The sequence below is a fragment of the Luteibacter sp. SVR4-7G genome (assembly GCF_056755555.1).
The window spans coordinates 11176-32084 of sequence record NZ_JBPGXO010000006.1; the positions used below are offsets into that span (position 1 = coordinate 11176).

General features: G+C 67.4%; 20 protein-coding genes. 5 read left to right on the forward strand and 15 right to left on the reverse strand.

Annotated features, from left to right (window positions below):
- Nucleotides 1–67: 67 nt before the first annotated feature.
- From ACR9ZH_RS03630 to ACR9ZH_RS03685, 12 genes are read right to left on the reverse strand one after another with little or no spacing between them, the layout of a single operon-like run.
- Entirely contained in the window at nucleotides 68–361 is a 294-nt protein-coding gene (locus tag ACR9ZH_RS03630; protein ID WP_481289393.1) for a cytochrome C oxidase subunit IV family protein, read from the reverse strand.
- Complete coding sequence (locus ACR9ZH_RS03635; RefSeq protein WP_481289394.1) at nucleotides 358–1002, reverse strand: cytochrome c oxidase subunit 3 family protein; 645 nt, start codon at nucleotides 1000–1002, stop codon at nucleotides 358–360. The genes ACR9ZH_RS03630 and ACR9ZH_RS03635 overlap by 4 nt, the downstream gene beginning before the upstream one ends.
- Nucleotides 999–2597, reverse strand: coding sequence for a cytochrome c oxidase subunit I (gene ctaD / locus ACR9ZH_RS03640; protein ID WP_481289395.1), 1599 nt, complete (start codon nucleotides 2595–2597; stop codon nucleotides 999–1001). The genes ACR9ZH_RS03635 and ctaD overlap by 4 nt, the downstream gene beginning before the upstream one ends.
- Nucleotides 2584–3522, reverse strand: a complete 939-nt coding sequence (coxB, locus tag ACR9ZH_RS03645; RefSeq protein WP_481289396.1) for a cytochrome c oxidase subunit II — start codon at nucleotides 3520–3522, stop codon at nucleotides 2584–2586. The genes ctaD and coxB overlap by 14 nt, the downstream gene beginning before the upstream one ends.
- Nucleotides 3519–4298, reverse strand: a complete 780-nt coding sequence (locus ACR9ZH_RS03650) for an SCO family protein (protein ID WP_481289397.1) — start codon at nucleotides 4296–4298, stop codon at nucleotides 3519–3521. Before ACR9ZH_RS03650 ends, coxB begins: the two co-directional genes overlap by 4 nt.
- Nucleotides 4295–4606 carry a hypothetical protein gene (locus ACR9ZH_RS03655; RefSeq protein WP_481289398.1) on the reverse strand — a complete coding sequence of 104 codons (312 nt, stop codon included), beginning with the start codon at nucleotides 4604–4606 and terminating at the stop codon, nucleotides 4295–4297. Before ACR9ZH_RS03655 ends, ACR9ZH_RS03650 begins: the two co-directional genes overlap by 4 nt.
- The gene (locus ACR9ZH_RS03660) at nucleotides 4603–5415 is read right to left on the reverse strand and encodes a hypothetical protein (RefSeq protein WP_481289399.1); all 813 of its coding nucleotides are present in this window, start codon (nucleotides 5413–5415) and stop codon (nucleotides 4603–4605) included. Before ACR9ZH_RS03660 ends, ACR9ZH_RS03655 begins: the two co-directional genes overlap by 4 nt.
- Entirely contained in the window at nucleotides 5412–5963 is a 552-nt protein-coding gene (locus ACR9ZH_RS03665; RefSeq protein WP_481289400.1) for a c-type cytochrome, read from the reverse strand. The genes ACR9ZH_RS03660 and ACR9ZH_RS03665 overlap by 4 nt, the downstream gene beginning before the upstream one ends.
- Nucleotides 5960–6487 carry a DUF3341 domain-containing protein gene (locus ACR9ZH_RS03670; protein WP_481289401.1) on the reverse strand — a complete coding sequence of 176 codons (528 nt, stop codon included), beginning with the start codon at nucleotides 6485–6487 and terminating at the stop codon, nucleotides 5960–5962. The genes ACR9ZH_RS03665 and ACR9ZH_RS03670 overlap by 4 nt, the downstream gene beginning before the upstream one ends.
- Nucleotides 6484–7827 (reverse strand): NrfD/PsrC family molybdoenzyme membrane anchor subunit, encoded by a 1344-nt coding sequence (nrfD, locus tag ACR9ZH_RS03675; protein ID WP_481289402.1) that lies wholly within the window; start codon nucleotides 7825–7827, stop codon nucleotides 6484–6486. The genes ACR9ZH_RS03670 and nrfD overlap by 4 nt, the downstream gene beginning before the upstream one ends.
- On the reverse strand, nucleotides 7824–10706 hold the full coding sequence (locus ACR9ZH_RS03680; protein ID WP_481289403.1) for a TAT-variant-translocated molybdopterin oxidoreductase: 2883 nt from the start codon (nucleotides 10704–10706) through the stop codon (nucleotides 7824–7826). The genes nrfD and ACR9ZH_RS03680 overlap by 4 nt, the downstream gene beginning before the upstream one ends.
- On the reverse strand, nucleotides 10694–11344 hold the full coding sequence (locus tag ACR9ZH_RS03685; RefSeq protein WP_481289404.1) for a cytochrome c3 family protein: 651 nt from the start codon (nucleotides 11342–11344) through the stop codon (nucleotides 10694–10696). Before ACR9ZH_RS03685 ends, ACR9ZH_RS03680 begins: the two co-directional genes overlap by 13 nt.
- 119 nt (nucleotides 11345–11463) lie before the next feature.
- On the opposite strand from ACR9ZH_RS03685, the gene fdhF reads away from it, so the two are divergent.
- Complete coding sequence (gene fdhF, locus ACR9ZH_RS03690) at nucleotides 11464–14436, forward strand: formate dehydrogenase subunit alpha (protein WP_481289405.1); 2973 nt, start codon at nucleotides 11464–11466, stop codon at nucleotides 14434–14436.
- Nucleotides 14436–14918, forward strand: a complete 483-nt coding sequence (locus ACR9ZH_RS03695) for a helical membrane plugin domain-containing protein (RefSeq protein WP_481289406.1) — start codon at nucleotides 14436–14438, stop codon at nucleotides 14916–14918. Before fdhF ends, ACR9ZH_RS03695 begins: the two co-directional genes overlap by 1 nt.
- 12 nt (nucleotides 14919–14930) lie before the next feature.
- On the opposite strand, the gene ACR9ZH_RS03700 is transcribed toward ACR9ZH_RS03695, so the two are convergent.
- Entirely contained in the window at nucleotides 14931–16250 is a 1320-nt protein-coding gene (locus tag ACR9ZH_RS03700; RefSeq protein ID WP_481289407.1) for an epoxide hydrolase family protein, read from the reverse strand.
- Nucleotides 16251–16450: 200 nt separating this feature from the next.
- On the opposite strand from ACR9ZH_RS03700, the gene ACR9ZH_RS03705 reads away from it, so the two are divergent.
- From ACR9ZH_RS03705 to ACR9ZH_RS03715, 3 genes are all read left to right on the forward strand, one after another.
- A complete protein-coding gene (locus ACR9ZH_RS03705) occupies nucleotides 16451–16951 on the forward strand; it encodes a cupin (RefSeq protein ID WP_481289408.1) in 501 nt (166 codons plus the stop codon).
- 150 nt (nucleotides 16952–17101) lie between these two features.
- Nucleotides 17102–17626 (forward strand): dihydrofolate reductase, encoded by a 525-nt coding sequence (locus ACR9ZH_RS03710; protein ID WP_481289409.1) that lies wholly within the window; start codon nucleotides 17102–17104, stop codon nucleotides 17624–17626.
- Nucleotides 17626–18552: a Nudix family hydrolase gene (locus tag ACR9ZH_RS03715; RefSeq protein WP_481289410.1), complete on the forward strand. Its 927-nt coding sequence runs from the start codon at nucleotides 17626–17628 to the stop codon at nucleotides 18550–18552. The genes ACR9ZH_RS03710 and ACR9ZH_RS03715 overlap by 1 nt, the downstream gene beginning before the upstream one ends.
- Here the strand turns inward: ACR9ZH_RS03715 and ACR9ZH_RS03720 are convergent.
- Nucleotides 18549–19313 carry an enoyl-CoA hydratase/isomerase family protein gene (locus ACR9ZH_RS03720; protein WP_481289411.1) on the reverse strand — a complete coding sequence of 255 codons (765 nt, stop codon included), beginning with the start codon at nucleotides 19311–19313 and terminating at the stop codon, nucleotides 18549–18551. The genes ACR9ZH_RS03715 and ACR9ZH_RS03720 overlap by 4 nt on opposite strands.
- Nucleotides 19314–19358: 45 nt before the next feature.
- Nucleotides 19359–20819: a DUF4139 domain-containing protein gene (locus tag ACR9ZH_RS03725; RefSeq protein WP_481289412.1), complete on the reverse strand. Its 1461-nt coding sequence runs from the start codon at nucleotides 20817–20819 to the stop codon at nucleotides 19359–19361.
- Nucleotides 20820–20909: the final 90 nt, after the last annotated feature.

Here is a 20909-nt window from a genome sequence, read left to right on the forward strand (position 1 = left end):
GCTGGGGCGGAAGTAGCCCAAGGTTTCGCACCAGTACGATGAAAGGCACGTGCAGCCTGGATCAAGCCTATCGAACGACCAGGGGCAACCGGGTAAGGAAGTCCCCCAGGGTCAGTGCGATCATGATGGCAAGCCAGGCGAAGCCGAAGCAGGCCGCGAAATGCACCGCGGGAGTGCTTTTGCGCAGCTTCATGAAGAAGAACAGGACGATGGCCGCCTTGGCCGCGGCGATGGCGGGACCCGCGAAGGTGTTCCACGCGCCCAGGTGGATGCGCGCCACGGCGATGCTGAGCAGCAGGAGGACCGCCAGCGCGGCCAGCGCGGCGACGTGCGCAACGAAAGAGGGCGGCCGCTCGTTCATGCCCGTCCCACCTGGTAGTAAAGGGGAAAGACGAAGATCCAGACGATGTCCACGAGGTGCCAGTAGAGCGCCGAGACTTCCAGCGCCGTATGCGATCCCGGAGAGAAATCGCCCCGCCGCGTGCGCAGGGCCATGACGGCGAGCAGGACCACTCCGATGGCCACGTGCAGGCCATGGAAGGCGGTCGTGACGTAGTAGAGGAAGAAGAACAGCCGCTGCTGGGCGGCAAGCCCTCCCACTTCCTCGTAACGGATGCCGGGAATCACGGCGGCCTTGTAGTCGTCGTAATACTCCAGGCCATGGATGGCGAGGAAGGCCAGGCCCAGCACGGCGGTGGCATACAGCAGTGCCGTTGCCACCTTCCTGCCACCGAGCTGGACGTCGCGGATCGCCAGGGCCGCGGTGAAGCTGCTGGTGAGGAGCACGCCGGTCTCGATGCCGCCCAGGGTCAGGTCGGTATGCCGGCTGGCCGAGGCGAAGGCATCGGGCCAGAGCATCCGGCACACGGTGTAGGCGGCGAACAGCACGCCGAAGAACAGCACCTCCGTCGCGAGGAACGCCCACATGCCCAGCGTCGCCGCCTCGCGCTGCTGCGAGGGATCGTCGAACTGCACGGCTGTACGCGGCGCTGACGTGCTCATGGATGCTTATAGGCGTAGGGGCCGTCGACGACGACCGGGGCTTCTTCGAAATTGTGCGTGGGCGGCGGCGACGACGTCGTCCACTCGAGTCCTTCGGCGCCCCAGGGGTCGTCCGGTGCACGTGCGCCGAAGCGCAGCGACCAGAGGAAGTAGCCGATCGGCAGCAGGTACGAGGCCGCGAGCAGCACCGCGCCGGCGGACGACAGCACGTTCAACAGCCCGTACTCCGCGGGATACTGGTGGTAGCGGCGCGGCATGCCCTCCGCACCGGCGAGGAACTGCGGAAAGAAGGTGAGGTTGAAGCCGAGGAACATGAGGATGGCGGCGAACCGCGCCCAAGCCTCCGAATACATGCGTCCGGTCACCTTCGGCCACCAGAAGTGGATGCCACCGAGGTAGGCCATGACCGCTCCCCCCACCATGATGTAATGGAAGTGGGCGACCACGAAATAGGTATCCGTCAGGTTGACGTCCAGCGCCGTGGCGGCGAGGAACAGGCCGGTGAGTCCGCCGACCATGAACAGGCCGACGAAGCCGAGCGCGTAGATCATGGGCGCGCCGAAGGCGATGTCGCCCTTGTACAGCGTGGCCGTCCAGTTGAATACCTTGATCGCCGACGGCACGGCGATGATGAAGCTCAGGATGGAGAAGACGATGCTCGCGTACATCGACTGGCCGGCCACGAACATGTGGTGCCCCCAGACCAGGAAGCCGATCACCGCGATGCCGATGATCGAATACACCATGAAGTGGTAGCCGAAGATCTTCCGCCGCACGCTGGCGGTGATGAGTTCGCTCACCACGCCCATCGCCGGCAGCACCATGATGTACACGGCCGGGTGGGAGTAGAACCAGAAGAAGTGCTGGAAAAGCAGCGGATCGCCCCCGAGCGCCGGATCGAAGATCCCGACGCCGAGCAGGCGTTCCGCGGCGATGAGGGCCAGCGTCATCGCCAGCACCGGCGTCGCCAGCATCATCACCAGGGAGACGCCGTACATCGACCACACGAAGAGCGGCAGGCGGAACCAGGTCATGCCCTGCGTGCGCATCGTATGGATGGTGACGATGAAGTTGAGCCCGGTGAGGATGGACGAGAAACCGACGATGAACACGCCGACGACGGTCAGCATCACGTTCGAATTCGAGAACATCGTGGAGAAGGGCGTATAGAACGTCCAGCCGGTGTCCACACCGCCCAGCAGCAGGCAGGCGACGGTGAAGACGCCGCCGGCCACGTAGAGGTACCAGCTGAAGAGATTGAGCCGCGGAAAGGCCACGTCGCGCGCTCCGATCATGATCGGCAGGAGGAAGTTGCCGAGGGTGGCCGGGATGGACGGTATGAGGAAGAACCACACCATGACCACACCGTGGAAGGTGAAGGTCTTGTTGTACGTTTCCGCGCTCATCACGTCGCCCGCCGGCGTGGCGAGCTCCAGGCGCATGAGCGCTGCCGCTATGCCGCCCAGGAAGAAAAAGAACGTGATCGACACCGCGTAGAGGATCGCGATCCGCTTGTGGTCGTGCGTTGCCAGCCAGGACCGCAGCGTATTGCCGTCCGTGAGATAGCTGGGGCGGGCGTGTTCAGCGCGCAGCATGCGGTGTCTCCCGGTCGGTGCCGCGGACCTTCAGGTAGGCGACGAGGGCGAGGATGTCCGCCTCGTCGATGCGGTCCTTGTAGCTGGGCATCAGCGGCGCGTAGCCCGCGGCCACCTCGCTGCCCGGCAAGGTGATCGAGTCGTGCAGGTAACGCTCGTCGGCCAGCACCTGGCGCCCATCGGCGAGCGGCACCGTGCTGCCGTAGAGTCCGTCCAGGCGTGGTGCGTGGACGGAAGAACCCGCGTCGTGGCAACCGGCGCACCCGAAGCGGGTGAACAGCACGCGTCCCCGGTCGGCGAGCGAGCCGCTCGCATGGCTGGCAAGCCAGCGGGCGTGGCCGGCGGGCGTCTGCACGACGACGCTGCCGCCCATGCGCGAATGGTCGGTGCCGCAATACTCCGCGCAGAAGAGGTCGTAAGTACCCGTGCGCGTGGGTGTGAACCAGAGTTGCGTATAGCGGCCGGGCAACACGTCCTGCTTCACCCGGAAGGCCGGAATATATACATCGTGGATCACGTCCTGGGAAATCATCACCAGGCGCACCGGCTGGCCCGTGGCCACATGCAGCGTGTCGATCTCGCGCTGGCCATCCGGATGTTCGAACTCCCACATCCATTGCTTGCCCACGACGTGGATCGTCGTGGCATCCACCGGCGGTGTGCGCATGTCGATCCACAGGCGGATGCTCCAGATGAAGATGCCGAGGAACATCGCGAAGGGCACCAGCGTCCATACCATCTCGATGCCCAGCTCGCGGTGCGATTCGCCACTGCGGTTCACGTCCCGGCCGCGCCGGAAGCGCACGGCGAACACCAGCATCGTCGTGAACACGGCCAGCACCACGATCGTCGAGAGGCCGAGCATCGCGTAGAACAATCCGTCCACGCGGCCGGCGAAGCTCGATGCCTCGGGGAGGAAGTTCATCGCGCCCTCCGTTGCAGCCAAAGGGCGCTGGCGGCCATGGCGAGCAGAAAGGCGCAGCCAAGCGCGATCATGAGGCGGGATACCAGCAGGCTGTAGCGGCCGGTGGCCGGGTCGTAGCCGCAGCAGAGCAGCACGAGGCGGTCGATGACGTCGCCCAGCCGTCCCTGCGATGCGCCGACGAGTGCGAGGCGCAGGGCGTGTGCGTCGTAGTCCACGCCGAAGAAGTACTGCGCCACGCGTCCGTCAGGCGCCACCACGACGAATCCGGCAGGGTGGGCGTACTGCCCGTCGCGCGGGTCCTTGAAATAGCGGAAGCCGGCGGCGCGGGTGAGCGCGGCGACGGACGATGCCGCCGCGGTGGCCCAGGTCCAGCGCCCCGGCTGGCTCCCCGGGTCCATGCGGGCGAGCATGTCGCGCCCCTCCCGGGCATCGGCTGCGGTTTCGTCGGGGGCGATGCTCAGGAAGACCACCTGGTAATCCTCGCCGGCGCCCAGCGGCATCCGCGCGACCGCCGAGGCGATGCCGCGCAAGGTGAGGTCGCAGAGGTTGGGGCAGCGGTAGTAGCCGAAGGCCAGCAGCAGGGGTTTGCCCTCCGCGATCGTCGCGAGCGTCTCCGTGCGGCCATCCGCGTCGACCAGCGGCACATCCATGGGCAAGCGGGCCCCCACGTGCTGATCGAATCCGGCGAGGCGGTCGAGATCGCGCGGCGGGGGGACCGCCGCGAACGCGGGCGCCAGGAAGAGCAGCACGACGAGCGAGGCCATGAGCCGGATCATGGCTTCCGCTCCCCTTCCTTCGCCATCAGCTGCATCGCGCGTTGCACGGGAATCCGCGCGATGCCGTGTTCGCGATCCACCCAGCCCCACTCGTTCGCATTGCGCTGCTGTCGACGGAACATCTCGAGGTCGCGACGCGGCTCCGCCTGGAGTGCCGGCCCGGCGGGGCGTGGCGACGGCACGGGAGCGATCGCCCAACTGCGCCAAAGGAAAAAGCAGGTCACCAGCACGACCACGGTGGACCCGGCAAGCATCGCCGCAAGGCGTGCGAGGCGACGAGAGGCGAGGCCCTGCGGTTCGTGGCTCATGGCATCACCATCCAGCCGATGTGGCAGGCCTGGCCAAGCAGCACCGATGCGGCGGCCGTGCGCAGCACGTGGACGTTGGCCTTCGCCGCGCGCGAGAGAAGCATCACGCAGGGCAAGACCAGCTGGAGGACGAGCGCGGCGATCGCCAGCGCCGCCCAGGGCTCCTGCGTGCGCGGCAGGTACCAGGCGGTTTCATACGGCAGATCCGCCATCCACGCGGTGAGGTAGTCGATGCCCGTGAGGTAAGCCCAGCCGAGGCAGGCGGCAAAGAGCAACGAAGCCTGGTCGCCACGGACGATGGGCGGCACGGCGGAAGCTTCCGCGGGCGCGCGCAGGAGCACGGCCACGGCAAGGGCCACCAGCAACTGGCCCAGCGCAAGCACCAGTCCGATCGCCGAAGATCGCCACTCGGGCGAGAGCGAAACGATCCAGTCGTTGGCGAACACGCCGCAGGCGAACAGCCACACGATGAGGCTTGCGGCGGGAGCGCGCGAGGCCAGACGCCATGCGATCGCCCACGCGACGAAGCTGCCGGCAGTTCGCCAGACCAGGAACGGATAATCCAGGTACCAGCGCCGCGCTTCCTCGACCGGACCGCGTATCCACGGGAAGAGATGCGGCGCGGCGATCAACAGGGGCACGCCCGCGAGGGCCGCGAGAGGCAACAGCATGCGCAGCGTGCGCCAGCGCGTCGCCAGTGCATCGCCCCACGCGCCGCCGGTGAGCCGGTGGATCGCCTGCCACGCGATGGCCCCGGCGCTCGCGCCGGTGAACAGCAACCAGGTCGCCAGACATGCGTGCAGGATCATCGGCGGGTTCCTTCCTGGGGCAGGTCGCGGAGTCGCGACAGGTCCTCCGGTTCCAGACGGTCCACGGGCGCATGGCGGCTGAACTGCAGTGCGCGGATATAGGCGACGATGGCTTGCCGGTCGGCCGGCGCAATGCGATCCGCATAGGGATACATCACGCCCCAGCCATGCGTGATCACGTCGTAAAGGTGCCGGTCGTCGGCGTCGCGCAACCGTTGCTCGTGATAACTCGGCGGCCGCGGAAAGCCGCGTCTTGCCACCATGCCGTCACCGTCGCCGCCCGCGCCGTGGCAAGGCGTACAGTAGATGGTGTAACGATCGCGTCCGCGCTCGAGCAGGCTTTCGGTGACAGGCGCTGCCGGCGGCATCGTTTCCGGACCGGTGACCGGTACCGCACCGGGAGGCGGCGTCCGCGAAGCGACGCCATCGGCGAAGAGCGGCGCCTCCCCGCCGCGTTCGTAACGCGGCTGGTCGTACATCTGGTGCATGCCGCGCTCGCAGCCGGACGTCCATACGAGCACCAGCGCCAGGAGGACCATGCGCTTCATGACGGCACCTCCGCGTGGCGCAGTGGCGAAAGCGCGGCGACATCCAGCGCTACCTGGTGGGCATCCCAGCGCGGATCGTCCGCGCGTACCAACAGGAGGAATCCGTCCCGGCTTGCTTCTTCAAACCACGCGACGTTGAACTCCGGCCGGTAGAGGCTGGGCAGGCGGCAGCCCAGCAGGAAGGCCGCGAACCCGGCCACGACGGCGAAGAGGATGACGACCTCCAGGGCCGAAGGCAGGAATGCGGGCCAGCTTGCCGTGGGGCGCCCGCCGACGTCGAGCGGATAATCCACCACGGCAGCGTGGTACTGCAGCCAGAGCATGCCGATGCCGCCTGCCAGACCGCCAGCGAGCATCGCGGGCGGAATGCGTTTCGGCGGGGGGCCGAGCTTCTCCATCAGTCCGTCGACGGCATACGGGGAGAATGCCTCGAACCGGCTGTAGCCGAGTGCGCGCAGCGCGTCGACCGCCGCGGCCAGTTCGTGCGCGTCATGCAACTGCAGTAGGCGGCCGTGCACGCTCATGGCCGCGTGTCCACGCGTTCGGCCGCGTGCCGGCGGAGTTCGGCGATCGAGAGCACCGGAACGAGGCGGACGAAGACGAGGAAGAGCAATGCGAAGAGGCCCATTGATCCGGCGAGGAAGGCCACATCCCACACGGTGGGATGGAACATGCCCCAGCTCGACGGCAGGAAGTCGCGGTACAGGCTGGTGACGATCAGCATGAAGCGTTCCATCCACATGCCGGCGAGCACCAGCAGGGCGATGGTCACCAGGGCGGCAGGGCAGTTGCGCACTCGCGGCCACCACAAGGCCTGGATGGAGAGACTGTTGCAGGCGATGGTGGCCCAGAACAGCCATGCATACGCGCCTTGCATGCGATGGCGCTGCAAGGCCAGGTCGTAGGCGTCGCCGCCGTAGTACGCGGTGAAGATCTCGGCGGCATAACCGTAGGTCACCACCCAGCCCGCAGCGAACAGCAGCTTGGCGAGCTTGTCGAGGTGCTTGTCCGTGATGAACTCCTCCAGCGCATAAGCGTTGCGCAGCGGCACGGCCAGCACGATGACCATCGCCGCGCCGGAAAACAGCGCGCCCGCCACGAAGAACGGCGGGAAAATCGTCGAGTGCCAGCCCGGCAGGAGTCCCTCGGAAAAGTCCAGCGCCACCATGCTGTGTACCGAGAACACGAGCGGCACGGCGAGGCCCGCGAGGATCTTCGTGAGCGTCGCATGCCGTTCCCATTCGCGCGCCTCGCCACGCCAGCCGAGCGCCAGGAGGCCGTAGAACACCTGCCGGCCGCGCGAGGCCGCGCGATCGCGCACCGCCGCCAGGTCCGGAATGAGCCCCACGTAGAAATAGATCACCGACACGATCACGTAGGCACCGATCGCGAAGAAATCCCAGACCAGCGCACTGCGCCACTGCGGCCACAGACCCATGCGGTCGGGGTAGGGCGCCAGCCAATAGGAAAACCACGGGCGCCCGAGATGGAAGATGGGGAAGAGCGCCGAGACGGCCAGCGCGAACACGGTCATCGCTTCGGCGAACCGGTTCAATGCGGAGCGCCAGCCCTGCCGCGTAAGGTAGAGCGCCGCGGAGATGAAGGTGCCCGCCATGCCGATGCCGATCCACCAGACGTAGTTCGCGATGGCGAAGCCCCAGGCCACCGGCATGCTCACGCCCCAGATGCCCACGCCGCGCGCCAGCAGCACGAGGATGGCGGCGGCCAGCACGGCGGTGAGCAGGGCCGCCGCGCCGAAGGCCAGCTTCCATCCGGGACCGGCGCGATGGGCCAGCACGAGGCCGGTCACGACGTCCGTGAGTTCGGCGGGCGTGGCGGTATGGGCAGGCTCGCGGTCGCTCATGCGTCCCTCCATGCCGGGTTCGGGTTGCGCAGCGCGCCCAGGTAGGCGGTGCGCGGACGCGTGTTGAGCTCCCCGAGCAGGACGTATCGGCGTGGGGATGCATGCGCTTGCGCGACCGCGCTGGCGGCGTCGCCAAGGTCGCCGAAGACGATCGCCCGGGTGGGACAGGCGTCCTGGCAGGCCGTCGTCACTTCGCCCTCCGCGATGCGCCGCCCCTCCCGATCGGCGGCGATATGCGCGTGCTCGATGCGCTGCACGCAGTAGGTGCATTTCTCCATGACGCCGCGAGAGCGCACGGTGACCTCCGGATTGCGCATCGCCTTGAGGCTTTCGCTCGCCAGGTCCGCGTACTGCAGGAAGTTGAAGCGGCGCACTTTGTAAGGGCAGTTGTTCGAGCAGAATCGCGTGCCGACGCAGCGGTTGTACACCTGCAGGTTGAGCCCTTCGCTGTCGTGCACGGTGGCTTCGACGGGGCAGACCACCTCGCAGGGTGCATGCTCGCAGTGCATGCAAGGCACCGGCTGGTGGTAAGTCCGCGGAGCACCCGCGGTGCCCTCGTGGTACCGGTCCACCCGGATCCAGTGCATGCGTCGTCCTCGCGCCACTTCCTCTTTGCCGACCACGGGGATGTTGTTCTCCGCCTGGCAGGCGATCGTGCAGGCGTTGCAGCCGATACAGGCGTTCAGGTCGATGCTCATGCCCCAGCGGTACTCGCCGGGCGGCACTTCCGGATAAAGACTGCGAGGCGGCGACGTATCTCCGCCTGCGGGCGGGTGCGCCGGGGTACCCGCGCGGACGATGTCGCGACGGCCCATGTCCTGCTGTGCCTGCGTGGAGGCGAGCGTGACGCGGCGATCGAGCTTCGTCAGCACGAGGCCTTCGATTTGCCAGATGTCGTCGCCATCGCGCAAGGCGTACGCGTCGTAGCCGAGGCCCTCGGCGATGCCGCTGCGCCTGCCGTAGCCGAGCGTGACGGTGACGCTGTTCGCCGCCTGTCCCGGCACGACGAGTACCGGCGCCTCCACGTGTCGCCCATTCACCTCGAGGCGGACGAGATCGCCGTCGCGCAGGCCACGTCCCGCCGCGAGTGCCGGGGATATCCAGGCCGCGTTGCCCCAGGTGAGCGAGGTGACGGGCCGGGGCAGCTCGTGCAGCCAGGCGTTGTGCGCATGGCGCCCATCCCAGAGATGTTCGTCCGGGCGAAAAAGCAGTTCCAGCGCCCCCGGAATGTAGGAGCGCGCCTCGCGCGCGACAGCTTTTGGCGGGGAGCTATCGGATCCTGTAGCGTCACGCGAAGAGCTGTCGCGCGCGGGGCGCGCTCCTACAGTAGTTTGTGCCGGTTGGAATGTGCCGTCGCGCAATGCCTGGGTCCACGCCTCTTCATCCAGCTCCGGCCATGTTGCGCGCACGCGCTCGCGTGCATCGTTTGCCACTCCGCCCAGCAACAGGTCCACCACGTCATGCGCCGAGCGCGCGTCGGACAACGGCGCGAGTACCGGCTGCACGATGCTCGCCGTGCCCTCCAGCGTGCGCAGGTCGGACCAGGTCTCGAAGGGATGCAGGGCCGGCAGGTGCCACTGCACGGCCTCGGCCGTCTCGTCACGGTAACGGCCGAGGTGGGCGGTGTGCGCGACGTGTCGCAGCGCTTCCGCGAAGCCGGGTGCCGTATGCACCGGATTCGTTTCCAGGAGCACGAGCGTGTCCACGCGGCCCGTGCGCATGTCGGCGACGAGGTCGGCGAGCGGTTCGCCACCGCTTCCGGGGGCGACGTCGCGCAGCACGCTCTTGTCGTTGGCCAGAAGCCGGTTCATGTCCCGTACTAGCTCGTGGACCGTGGCAGGCTGCCAGGGGCCTGCGAGTATCACGGACGCTCCCGCATTCGCACGCAGGTCCGCCGCGATGGTTGCGATGCGCCCCTGGGCGGACGGGTCGAGGCGGGGCGCGTCGACGTCCACGCCCAGGGCCGCGGCCAGCGCAGCGGCGAGTCCCGGAATATCGGCTGCGGCCACGGGCCACGGATGGTCCGCATTGCGGCCGGTGAGCGAAGGCGTGGGTTCGATCGCATAGAGGCGGGACATGGCCGCGACGCCGCGGGTCCCGGCGAAGGCCCTCGCATGGCGCACATGTCCCGGAAAGGTGCCGAGCGGATCCGCATCGAAGGCGACGATCGTGCGTGCCTTGGAAAAGTCCGGCCATACGTTGGCCGGCTGTCCGGCCGCAGGTTCGTGCATATGCCAGCGCGCGCCCGGATAGCGCGCCAGCAAGGCATCGCGTTGCCGCGCCAGTGTCGGCGACGCGATCGTGCCTGAGAGGATGCGCAGTCCATCGCCACGTGTCCCGAAGCGCACGCGCCAGGCCGCCGCTTCGCCTTCGAAGCCGGCCCAGCTCGACGGTACGCCCTGCCGGCGCGGCGCATCGGAGCGGGCGGGATCCCACAGGTCGAGCACCGCCGCCTGCATGCGCGGGTCGCTGCCGCCCAGGCTTGCCGGATGGCGCGGGTTGCCCTCCACCTTGATCGGGCGGCCATCGCGCAGTTCGACCAGGACACCGACCACGTCGCCGCCTGTGTCCAGCGCGGTGGCATAGCGAGAGGAGCCAGGGACGGAGCGGCCATCGCGACCGAGTTGCGGCACGATGCGCTCGGGCGGTGGACCCGAACAGGCGGCGAGGCCCGCGAAGGCCAGGGATGCGCCCAGCAGACGCAGGAACCCGCGCCGGTCAAGTGCAGGTTCGAGCTCCGCCAGCGCGGGCCACGCCGCGATCGCCAGGGCGCGCTGCGAAGGGTCGTCCGCAAGTTCGTCCAGGGCGCGCCAGAAGCGTGGCGAACCGGGTGGAGGCAGCGCCGCGCGCAAGGCATCGAGGGCGCTCACCGGTGGCATACCGAACAGTCCGTCAGGCGGCGCCGGTCGATCCGATACGCGTCCACGAGATGCATCCCGAGCGCGTCGTCGTCTCCGGGCCGGCGTTCGTCCATGGCGAACGCTTCCTCGCGGGGCCGGACGAAGCGCTCCGGATGGCGGTGGCAATCCAGGCACCACTTCATCGAAAGCGAAGCGACGCGGCGCATGAGCGGCATGCGGTCCACGCGGCCATGGCAGGAAACGCATCCGACCCCTTTCGCCACGTGGATGGAGTGGTCGAAGTAGACGAAGTCCGGAAGATCGTTGACCCGGTTCCAGTGCAACGGCACGCCGGTCCGCCAGCTCTCGATCAACGGCGCGAGGGGCAGCTGATCCGTAAAAAGTTGCGAATGACAGGTCATGCAGGTCGATATCGGCGGCATGCCGGCGAACGCTCCGGTCTCCACGCCCGCATGGCAGTAGCGGCAATCGATGCCGACCTCGCCCACATGGTGCTGGTGACTGAAAGGTACCGGTTGTTCCACGGCCTCGTTTTCGCTGTCCGGTTCCGCGGTAAGGCTGCGCCAGGCGACGACGGCGGCCACAACGGCTACCAGCAGGGCCAGGATGATCAGCTTCGCGTAGAGACCGGAACGCGGGTGGAATATCTGTGCCATCTCCCTCGTCGCCCGGGCCTGACGCATTCACGCTAGTGGCGGCCCCGTGCGCGATTCGTGAAGCCATGGAACGCGCGGCGTACACCTGACGTGGCCGGTTTCCGGCTCACGCTAGGCGCATGTCCGTCACCGCAGCCACCATCGTCATCGACGGTCTCCCGCGCGTTGTCCAGGAGGGCGAGCGGCTGGTTGACCTGTTCATCCGCCACGGCATCGAGGTGCCGCGCGTCTGCTACAACGAGGCACTCGGCCCGCTGAAGACGTGCGACACGTGCTGGGTCGAAGTGGACGGCGAACTCGTGCGCAGTTGCGACCACGTGGCGCGGCCCGGCAGCCGCGTGGAAACCGGCGGCGAGAGGGCGCGCGCGGCGCGCGAGGAAGGCATGGACCGCCTCCTCGCGAAGCACGAGCTCTACTGCACGGTCTGCGAGCACAACCTCGGCGATTGCACTCTGCACAACACGGTCGCGGCAATGGACATGCCGATCCAGCGCTACCCCTTCGTGCGCAAGCCGTATGCGAAGGACAGCAGCAATCCGTTCTACACCTACGATCCGGACCAATGCATTCTCTGCGGCCGCTGCGTCGAGGCTTGCCAGAACGTCGAGGTCAACGAGACGCTCAGCATCGATTACACGTCGGAACATCCGCGCGTGCTATGGGACGGGGGCCGGTCCATCGATCGCTCCAGTTGCGTGTCCTGCGGTCATTGCGTCACGGTCTGCCCGTGCAACGCCCTGCTGGAAAAAACCATGCAGCCCGACGCCGGGCCTTTCACCGCGATGGAGGAACGCGTGAAGCGGCCGCTCATCGACTTGGTCAAGTCGCTCGAGGACACCACGGGCGCGCGGCCGGTCACCGCGTTGTCCGAGATCGACGCGGCGATGCGCCAGGCCGAGGTGCGCCGGACGAAGACGGTATGCACATATTGCGGCGTCGGTTGCGCCTTCGAGGTGGTCACGCGCGACCGCCACATCCTGAAGGTACAGCCCGTGGTGGAGGCGCCCGCGAATGGCATCTCCACCTGTGTAAAGGGCAAGTTCGGCTGGGACTTCGTGAACAGCCCCGACCGTCTTACCCGGCCGCTGATCCGCGAGAACGGCGCCTTCCGCGAGGCCGGCTGGGACGAGGCGCTGGACCTCGTGGCGAGCCGGCTGCGCGAGGTACATGCGCAGCATGGACCAAAGGCCATGGGCTTCATCGGTTCGAGCAAGGCCAGCAACGAGGAGGCCTACCTCACCCAGAAGATCGCGCGGCTGATCTTCGGCACCAACAGCGTCGACAACTCGTCGCGCTACTGCCAGAACCCGGCGACCATGGGATTGTTCCGCACCGTCGGCTACGGCGGCGACGCCGGCTCGATCAAGGACATCGAGAAGGCCGACCTCGTGGTTCTGGTCGGTTCCAACACGGCCGAATGCCATCCGGTGATCGCGTCAAGGATCAAGCGCGCGCACAAGCTGCGCGGGCAAAAGCTGCTGGTCGTGGATCCGCGCCGTCACGAGATGGCCGAGCGGGCGGACATCCACCTTGCGGTAACGCCGAGTACCGACCTCATCTGGGCCAGCGCGACCGCGCGCTACATCCTGGACGAAGGCCTCGCCGACATGGATTTCCTGGAGCGCCGCGTGAACGGCCTCGACGAATACCGCCGTTCGCTCGAGCCCTTCACCATGGAATTCGCGGAAGCCATGACGGGCATTCCGCGCGCACGGCTCGAGGAAGCCGCGCGCATGATCGCCGGCGCCGGGAGCGTGTGCCTGCTGTGGGCGATGGGCATCACCCAGCACACCCATGGCTCCGATACCAGTACCGCGTTGTCCAATCTCCTCCTGGTCACCGGCAACTATGGCCGGCCCGGGACGGGTGGGTATCCGATGCGGGGCCACAACAATGTGCAGGGCGCCAGCGATTTCGGCTGCCTGAAGGATGTGTACCCCGGCTACGAGAAAGTGACGGACGAAACCGTGCGCGCGCATTGGGCCGAAGCCTGGGGCGTGCCCGTGGAGCGCCTGTCGAACGAACCGGGCCTCGACAACTTCGCCATGGTCGTGGAAGCCGGCAAAGGCAAGGTCAAGGCGATGTGGGTCATCGGCGAGGAAACCGCCGTTTCCGACGCGGACACGGCGAACGTGGAAAAGGCTTTTGCCGGCCTGGAGTTCTTCGTGGTGCAGGACATGTTCCTCAGCCGGACCGCGCAGTTCGCCGATGTGGTGCTGCCGGCGTGTCCCAGCGTGGAGAAGGAAGGCACCTTCACCAACACCGAGCGGCGCATCCAGCGCTTCCACCAGGTAATGCCGCCGCTGGGCGAGAGCCGGCCGGACTGGTGGATACTCAATGAGGTCGCGAAGCGCCTCGGCTACGACTGGGGCTATACCGGTCCGGCGGACGTGATGCACGAATGCGCGCGTATCGCCGGGATGTTCGCCGGGGTGACCTACGAGAGGCTCGCGGGATGGAAGTCGTTGCAGTGGCCGGTGGCCGCCGACGGTACCGACACGCCCCTCCTCTATACCGAAAAATTCAAGTTTCCCGACGGGAAGGCGAAGCTGCATCCCGTGGAATGGAAGCCGCCGGGCGAGGAAGCCGACGAGGCATATGGCCTCATGCTGGACAACGGGCGCCTGCTCGAACATTTCCAGTCGAGGAACCAGACGGGGCGCGGCGGGCGGATCGACCACCTGTCGCCCGACTGGTTCGTCGAGATCAGCCCCGAACTCGCGAGCGAGCGCGGCATCGAGGACGGCACCTGGCTCAGGGTGACCTCGCGCCGGGCCAGCGTGGAGATTCGCGCCGTGGTGACGGATCGCGTGCAAGGCAATACCTTGTTCCTGCCGATCCACCATTCCAAGCCGGGGGTGAACGCGCTTACCGGTGAGCACCACGATCCCGACGTCAATACGCCCGGATACAAGGAGCTGGCGGTCCGCATCGAGAAGTTGCCGCGGCCGAAGGGCGAACCGGCCTTGCCGTACCATAATTTCCGCTACGGCAGGCGCACCCCTAACGGGGGTCCGGACGCCGGCGCAAAGTGGGAGCGCCCCGAGTACGAACAGCCGCCGCAGCACATCGAGCATCCGGAGACGCTGTGATGGCCGAGCCCCTCGATTTCAAACCCACGCCGGCCCGCACACATGTGACTGCGCGGGAGGAACTGGACAGGCTGGTGGAGACCCTCCACGAGCACGGCGTCCTGCGTCTTGCCAACGACATCGTCGCGGCCAACCAGGACATCGCCGCCATCGTGGTCAAGGGACTGGAAACCGAGGGCGCACGCAACGTCATGCAGAATCTGTCGGCGCTGGCGATGGTGTTGGGGCAGGTGCCGCCGGGCGCGATGTACAAGTTCGCGGAAGGCCTGCGCGAAGCGGCGCAGGCCCTCGAATCGGCGCGGCAGCAGCCCGACGATGCGGCACCCGGTGTGCGCGGCGTCTATCGCCTGCTCCATGACGACGAGTTATGGCAGACCCTGACGCCCCTCGCACGCGCGATCGCGGTCTTCGGCCGTGCCATGGGGCGACCGACGCCGGAGAAGCCGATCACCGCACATAGCGGGAAGGAGAGCGACGCGTAGCCACACCCCTTGCTACGGGCGTACGGACCTGAACGAGGTGCGCAGTTCGTCGACGAACGCATCCGGCTGTTCCCATGCCGCGAAATGCCCGCCTTTCGGAAGGCGGTTGTAGTGGATGAGCTTGGGGAACGCCTTTTCGGTCCAGCTCCTGGGCGCGGCGTAGATCTCGTCCGGAAAGACGCTCACCGCTACCGGAATCGTGAGGTGCTTCGGTTCGAAGAACGCCAGCTTGTTCTCCCAATAGAGGCGCGCGGAAGACACCGCCGTGTTCGTCAGCCAGTACAGCGTCACGTTGTCCAGGATGTCGTCGCGGGACAGTCCTTCCTGTTTCCCGTCGAATACACGCGCAATGAGTTCGTAGCTTCGGATGTCGTGATCCAGCATCCACGCGGCCAGCCCGATCGGCGAGTCCTCGAGTGCGTAGAGCGTCTGCGGCTTATGGGTCATTTCCTGGGCGTAACCGAGCCCGTGCTTGTAGAAGAAATCGAGTTGTTCGTAAGCCTTGCGCTCGTCGGCAGACAGGCCCTCCGGTGGCGGGCCGCCGGCGGACAGTGCCTTGGCGATGTCGTCGGGAACGGTCGCGGGCATGTTCGTATGGATCGCCAGGAGCTCCGGCGGCGCGATGACTGCCATCTGCTCCGATACGGCATCGCCCCAGTCGCCGCCCTGGGCGACGAAATGCTTGTAGCCAAGCCGCTTCATCAACACGATCCACGCGCGCGCGATGTGCTGGGGGTCCCATCCGGTGGCGGTGGGCTTGCCGGAATAGCCATACCCCGGCAGGGACGGGATCACGACGTCGAAAGCGTCCGCTGCCGTGCCGCCGTGCGCTGCCGGATCGGCGAGCGGCTCGATCACCTTCAACTGTTCGACGATCGAGCCGGGCCAGCCGTGGGTGATGATGATGGGCAGCGCGTTCCTGTTCTTCGAGCGGACATGGATGAAATGGATATCAACGCCATCGATGCGGGTCACGAACTGCGGCAGCGCGTTCAACCTGGCCTCGAGCTTCCGCCAGTCGTAATCGGACTGCCAGTAGTCCGCCAGCTTGCGCATGGTCGCCAGTTGCACGCCTTGCGACGTGTCGCCCACGGTCTCCCTGGAAGGCCACTTCGTGGCGGCGATCCGGCGGCGCAGTTCGTTGAGGGCCTCGTCGGATACGTGGATCTTGGGAAACGGCCTTATCGACTCGTCTTCTTTCGCCGGTGCCGCGGCGGCGGGCGCCGGAAGGGCCGCGCCGCTTGCAGGCGGCGGGAGCATGAATTGAAACGCGGCTGCCAGTGCGATGGCGGCCAGGCATGGCCAGCGACTGGCCGCGGAATCTGACGACATGACATTGCCCCTCGGCCGGCTCCCGCCGTCGGGCGGAGCAGTGAGAATGCATCGTTCCTGGATGGGTAAGACCGCTCGTCCGTTCGTGGATGACACAGGCAAACCGCGGGCGCGTCTTGGAGGATACGATCCCGGCCGATGACTCCGCATCCACGCCGCCGGACGCACCATCGCTCCGACGCCGCACCGGAGACGAACGAATGACCCCTGAAAGCCTGCTCCTGCCGCCTCACGACTGGGTACCGAACCATCCACGCCTGCCGGTGTTGCACTATCGCGGCGTGCCGGTGGTGGAGGGCGACGTGGCTTCGGCGTTCGAGGAACTGTTCGCCGGCCACGGATGGATGCCGCGCTGGCGCGACGGCGTGTACGACTATCACCATTACCATTCGACTGCACACGAGGTCCTGGGATGCAGCGGAGGCTCGGCCACGCTGGTCCTCGGCGGTCCCGGCGGCGAGGAAGTGACGGTCGCCCGCGGCGACGTCCTCCTGCTTCCCGCCGGGACCGGGCACCGCTGCCTCGCGGCATCGAAGGATTTCCTGATGGTGGGCGCCTATCCGGACGGCCAGGAATGGGACATATGCCGCGAGGCGCCGGACGCCGCGATGCGGGAACGCATCAGGACCCTGCCGTTCCCGGACACGGATCCGGTGACGGGTTTGCAGCCACCGTTGACCCGGTTCTGGCAGCGTCCTTAGGCCGGCGGAAACCCTGCGCGTCTCCCGCGGCACCCATGAGGGGTGTCCTCAGGAACATGCGTTCGGTTCCGTCCTCACACGCAGAGGACTACTATTTGCCCCGCAGGGCCGTGCGTGCCCGACCGTTACAACTCACGCGAAGGAAGTTCCATGGCTGTTCACCTGGTTGCCGCGCTCGACGAAAACTTTGCCATAGGCAAAAAGGGCGGCCTGCCCTGGCATCTTCCGGACGACCTGAAATATTTCAAGAAGCTCACCAAGGACAGGGCCGTGCTGATGGGCCGGAAGACGGCGGAGTCGATCGGCAAGCCGTTGCCGGATCGCGACAACTACGTGCTGACCCGAAAGGGCGAGGCGCCGTATGCCGGGCAGATCACCGTCCGCTCGATCCAGGAGGCACAGGCCAGCTGCGGGCATACCGGCCTCATGGTGATCGGCGGGGGCGAAGTCTTCCGCGAGGCCTTGCCGCTTGCCAGCACGCTTTATCTGACCTGGGTCTACGCGGCCGTGGAAGGCGCCGACGTGTTCTTCCCGGGCATCGACTTCAAGGACTGGACCGAGGTCTCGCGCGTGCGCCACAAGGCAGACAAGGAGCACCCGTACGCGTTCGACATGGTCGAATACGTGCGTAACCATGCCGTGGAACGCGAACACCACAACCGCCCGGCCCGCTGATGCACGTGGTCGCCGGCGTCCTCGTCGACGGCAACGGACGGATCCTCATCGCGCAGCGCCCGCCAGGCAAGCACCTGGCGGGCATGTGGGAATTCCCGGGCGGGAAACGCGAGCCGGGCGAAACAGGTGTCGCCGCGCTGGAGCGCGAGCTGGACGAGGAGCTTGGCATCGTGGTCGATCCGGCTTCCTTCGAGCCGCTGATCCGGGTGCCCTGGCGATACGCCGAGCGCGACATGTTGCTGGAAGCCATGCTCGTGCGTGCGTGGACCGGCGAGCCCGCGGCGCTCGATGCGGCGGCAATCGCCTGGCATGAACCGGACGGCATCGATCCGGCCCTGCTGGCACCGGCCGACCGGCCGATTCTCGCGGCGTTGCGTTTGCCGAGCCATTACGCGATCTCCCCGCCGGGGGCTTCCCCCGACGAGGCCGCGGCCTGGGTCGTGGCGGCGCTGGCGCGGGGCGAGCGCTTGCTGCAGCTGCGTCTCCCAGGCTTGCCGGTCGAGACGGTCCGTGCGCTGGCCGCGCAGGTGCTCCCCGAGGTTCGCCGCTGCGGTGGCCAGCTCCTGCTCAGCCGCGATATCGAGGGTGCGCTGACGCTGGGGACGGGGGTGCATCTGGCTGCGGCGCAACTGGGCGAACTGGCGCAACGGCCGCTGCCGCTTTCCGTCACGGTCGCCGCGTCCTGTCACGATGCCGGCGAGCTCGAGCGTGCCTGTCGCCTCGGATGCGATGTCGCCACGCTTTCGCCGGTGCTCGCGACGGCGAGCCATCCGGATGCGGAACCGCTTGGCTGGCCGCGCTTCGCCCGGCTGGCCGAGGCCGCGTCTTTGCCGGTCTACGCGCTGGGCGGGCTGGGCCCGCAGGACGTCGCGGAAGCGCGGATGCACGCGGCGCAGGGCGTCGCAGGCATCCGCGGATTCGCTTAGCCTGCCTGCTTCGACTTCAGCCGGGCGACGAGGGCTTTCAGCACCGTCTGGGTTTCCTCGGCGAAGAAGTCGTCGATGAACCCGGGATCGAGCAGGTTGGTGGTGTCGCCCCAGACCGCGACGAGGTCGGCGCGGGCGATGGCGCGCGTGCGCAGCATGGCCTTCGGCGGCAGTTTCAGCAGGTCCTCGAGCCATAGCACCGCGCGCGTCACCACCTGCTCGACCGTGGCCAGTTCGTCGACCAGCCCGATCGCGTGCGCCTGTTCCGCATCGACCATCGCGCCCGCCACGAGCAGGCGCTCGGCGCGGTAGGCGCCGACAATGCGGCGCATGGCGAACTGGATCGGCTCCGGCACCGAAAGTCCGACCTGCACTTCGTTGAGCCCGATCTTGTACACGCCGTGGGCCATGATCCGGTAGTCGCAGAACAGCGACACCACGGCGCCGCCGGCCGGACTGTGGCCGGTGATGGCGGCGACGGTCGGTACGCTCGAGGTGGCGATGGCGCCACAAAGGGCGAAGAATTCGTCCCAGAATTCCTTTACGCCGTCGCGGTCGCGCTGGATAAGGGCCGGCACGTCGACGCCGGCAGAGAACATGCCCTGCGCGCCGGAAATCACAATGCCGCGGGCACCGTTCGACGGTGCGCCCACGATGGCTTCGCGCAGTGCCTGCAGCAGGCCGATGTCGAACGCGTTCACCGGCGCCCGCGCCATGCGGATTTCATGGATGCCGCCGTCGTGCGGGAGGATATCGAGCATGGTCGTGGATCCGTCTGTGGTTTGACCGATTATGGCGCTTGTTTTCTACCTCGGCAGGTCCGCGTCCACCCAGGTGTACTGCACCGCGTAGTCCAGCGTGGCGCTGCCGTTGGCGGGAACCGCCACCTTGAACTCCAGCAGCTCCGGCGAGACCTTCGACGGTTTCACCGAAGACGACGTCACCTTCCAGGCGCGCCAGCGGTTCGGGTGTTCGTGCACGGTGATCGTGCGGGCGGTGTCACCAGCATTCGAGAGCACGATGCGGAATGCTTCATCGATACGGTGCGCATCGGCGTCCGCGGTGAAGGCCGTCTGCTCGCGTGCCGCAGTGAGGTCGAAGGCGTTGCCGAGCGATACCATGCTGTCCTGGTTCTTCGGCGTATCTTCGATGCGGCCTTCACCGAGCAGTTCGGCATTGCCGTCACGGTCGGTGGTGAGCACGCGCACGTAGCCCGCGGGCAGGCTGTCGAAGGCCTTGAAGCGCAGGTTCGAGACGATCGGCACGCCGTTGGCAGGAGGAATCGTCTGCCGTTCCAGGTTCGGGCGCGGCGGGAACCAGCCACCGGCCTGCGAGTCGTACAAGGCCTCGCGCTCGCAGTCGAGCATGCGCCGATCGTACAGCGGTGTTTGCGTGACGCTGCCGTCCGGCAAATCGACGGCGGCGGGCAAGGTGTAGGTGCGAAGGTCGCCCAGCGTGGCCTGGGCGGGAATCGGCGGCGGCGCCGCGGCGGCCATGGCCACCATGCCGCGATCGAACATCTTCGGCTGCGGCGGCATCTTGGCGCGGCGCGCTTCGCCGGCCACCAGCTTCAGGGTCACGTCCTTCCAGTCGCGACCGCTGCGGTTGGCGACGCTGGCGGCGGCATCGAAGCTCATACGGCAGGCGTTGCCGGGCTGGAGGGTGGCGACATAGGCGCCACGCCAGCCAAGGCCGGAGGTGGGGTAGTCGAGCTGGGCGTTCGCATGCCCGGCGTCCTTGCCGGCGACGCGCACCTGCAAGGTGGAGCCGCGGGCGAAGTCCGCGCTGTCCTTGGCACGCAGCGCGGCGTACTGGCGCACGAGGGTGGCCTGGCCGTTCGCGTCGCGGACGACGAGCGCGTCGCCGCCGCGTACCAGGGTGCCGCTGACGAAGGCCTGGCCGTTCTCGCCGATCACGCTGACGTCGTGACCTACCAGGCCCGCCACGGCGCCGTCGAAGCCCTGGCCGAGCAGGAGGCGCTGCGAGACCACGCGGGTTTCCTTGCCGGGAAAACGCAGGGAGAGCGCCTCGCTGTCGAGCGCGGCGGGCAGTCCGTCGATGGAGAGGTCCTGGGTGCCGCCCTTGAGGTCGAAGGCCCGGCGTTCGTGGACGACGGCATAGCCGTCGCCGGAGACGGCATCGCCGCCGGTGGAGAACAACTGGTCGCCGTCGGCGCGATACAGCGTGAGCGCAGGGCGCTCACCGTCGGCGAAGGCGGGGAGGGCGACGGCGCAGGCGATCGCGAGGACGAGTGAACGTTGCAGCATGGTGCTCTCCGTGGTGACCCTCGCGGATCATACCGGGGCGGACTGAACGTTCGCGATCTTTTGCGACGTCGTGCGACGCCGTTCGCTTTT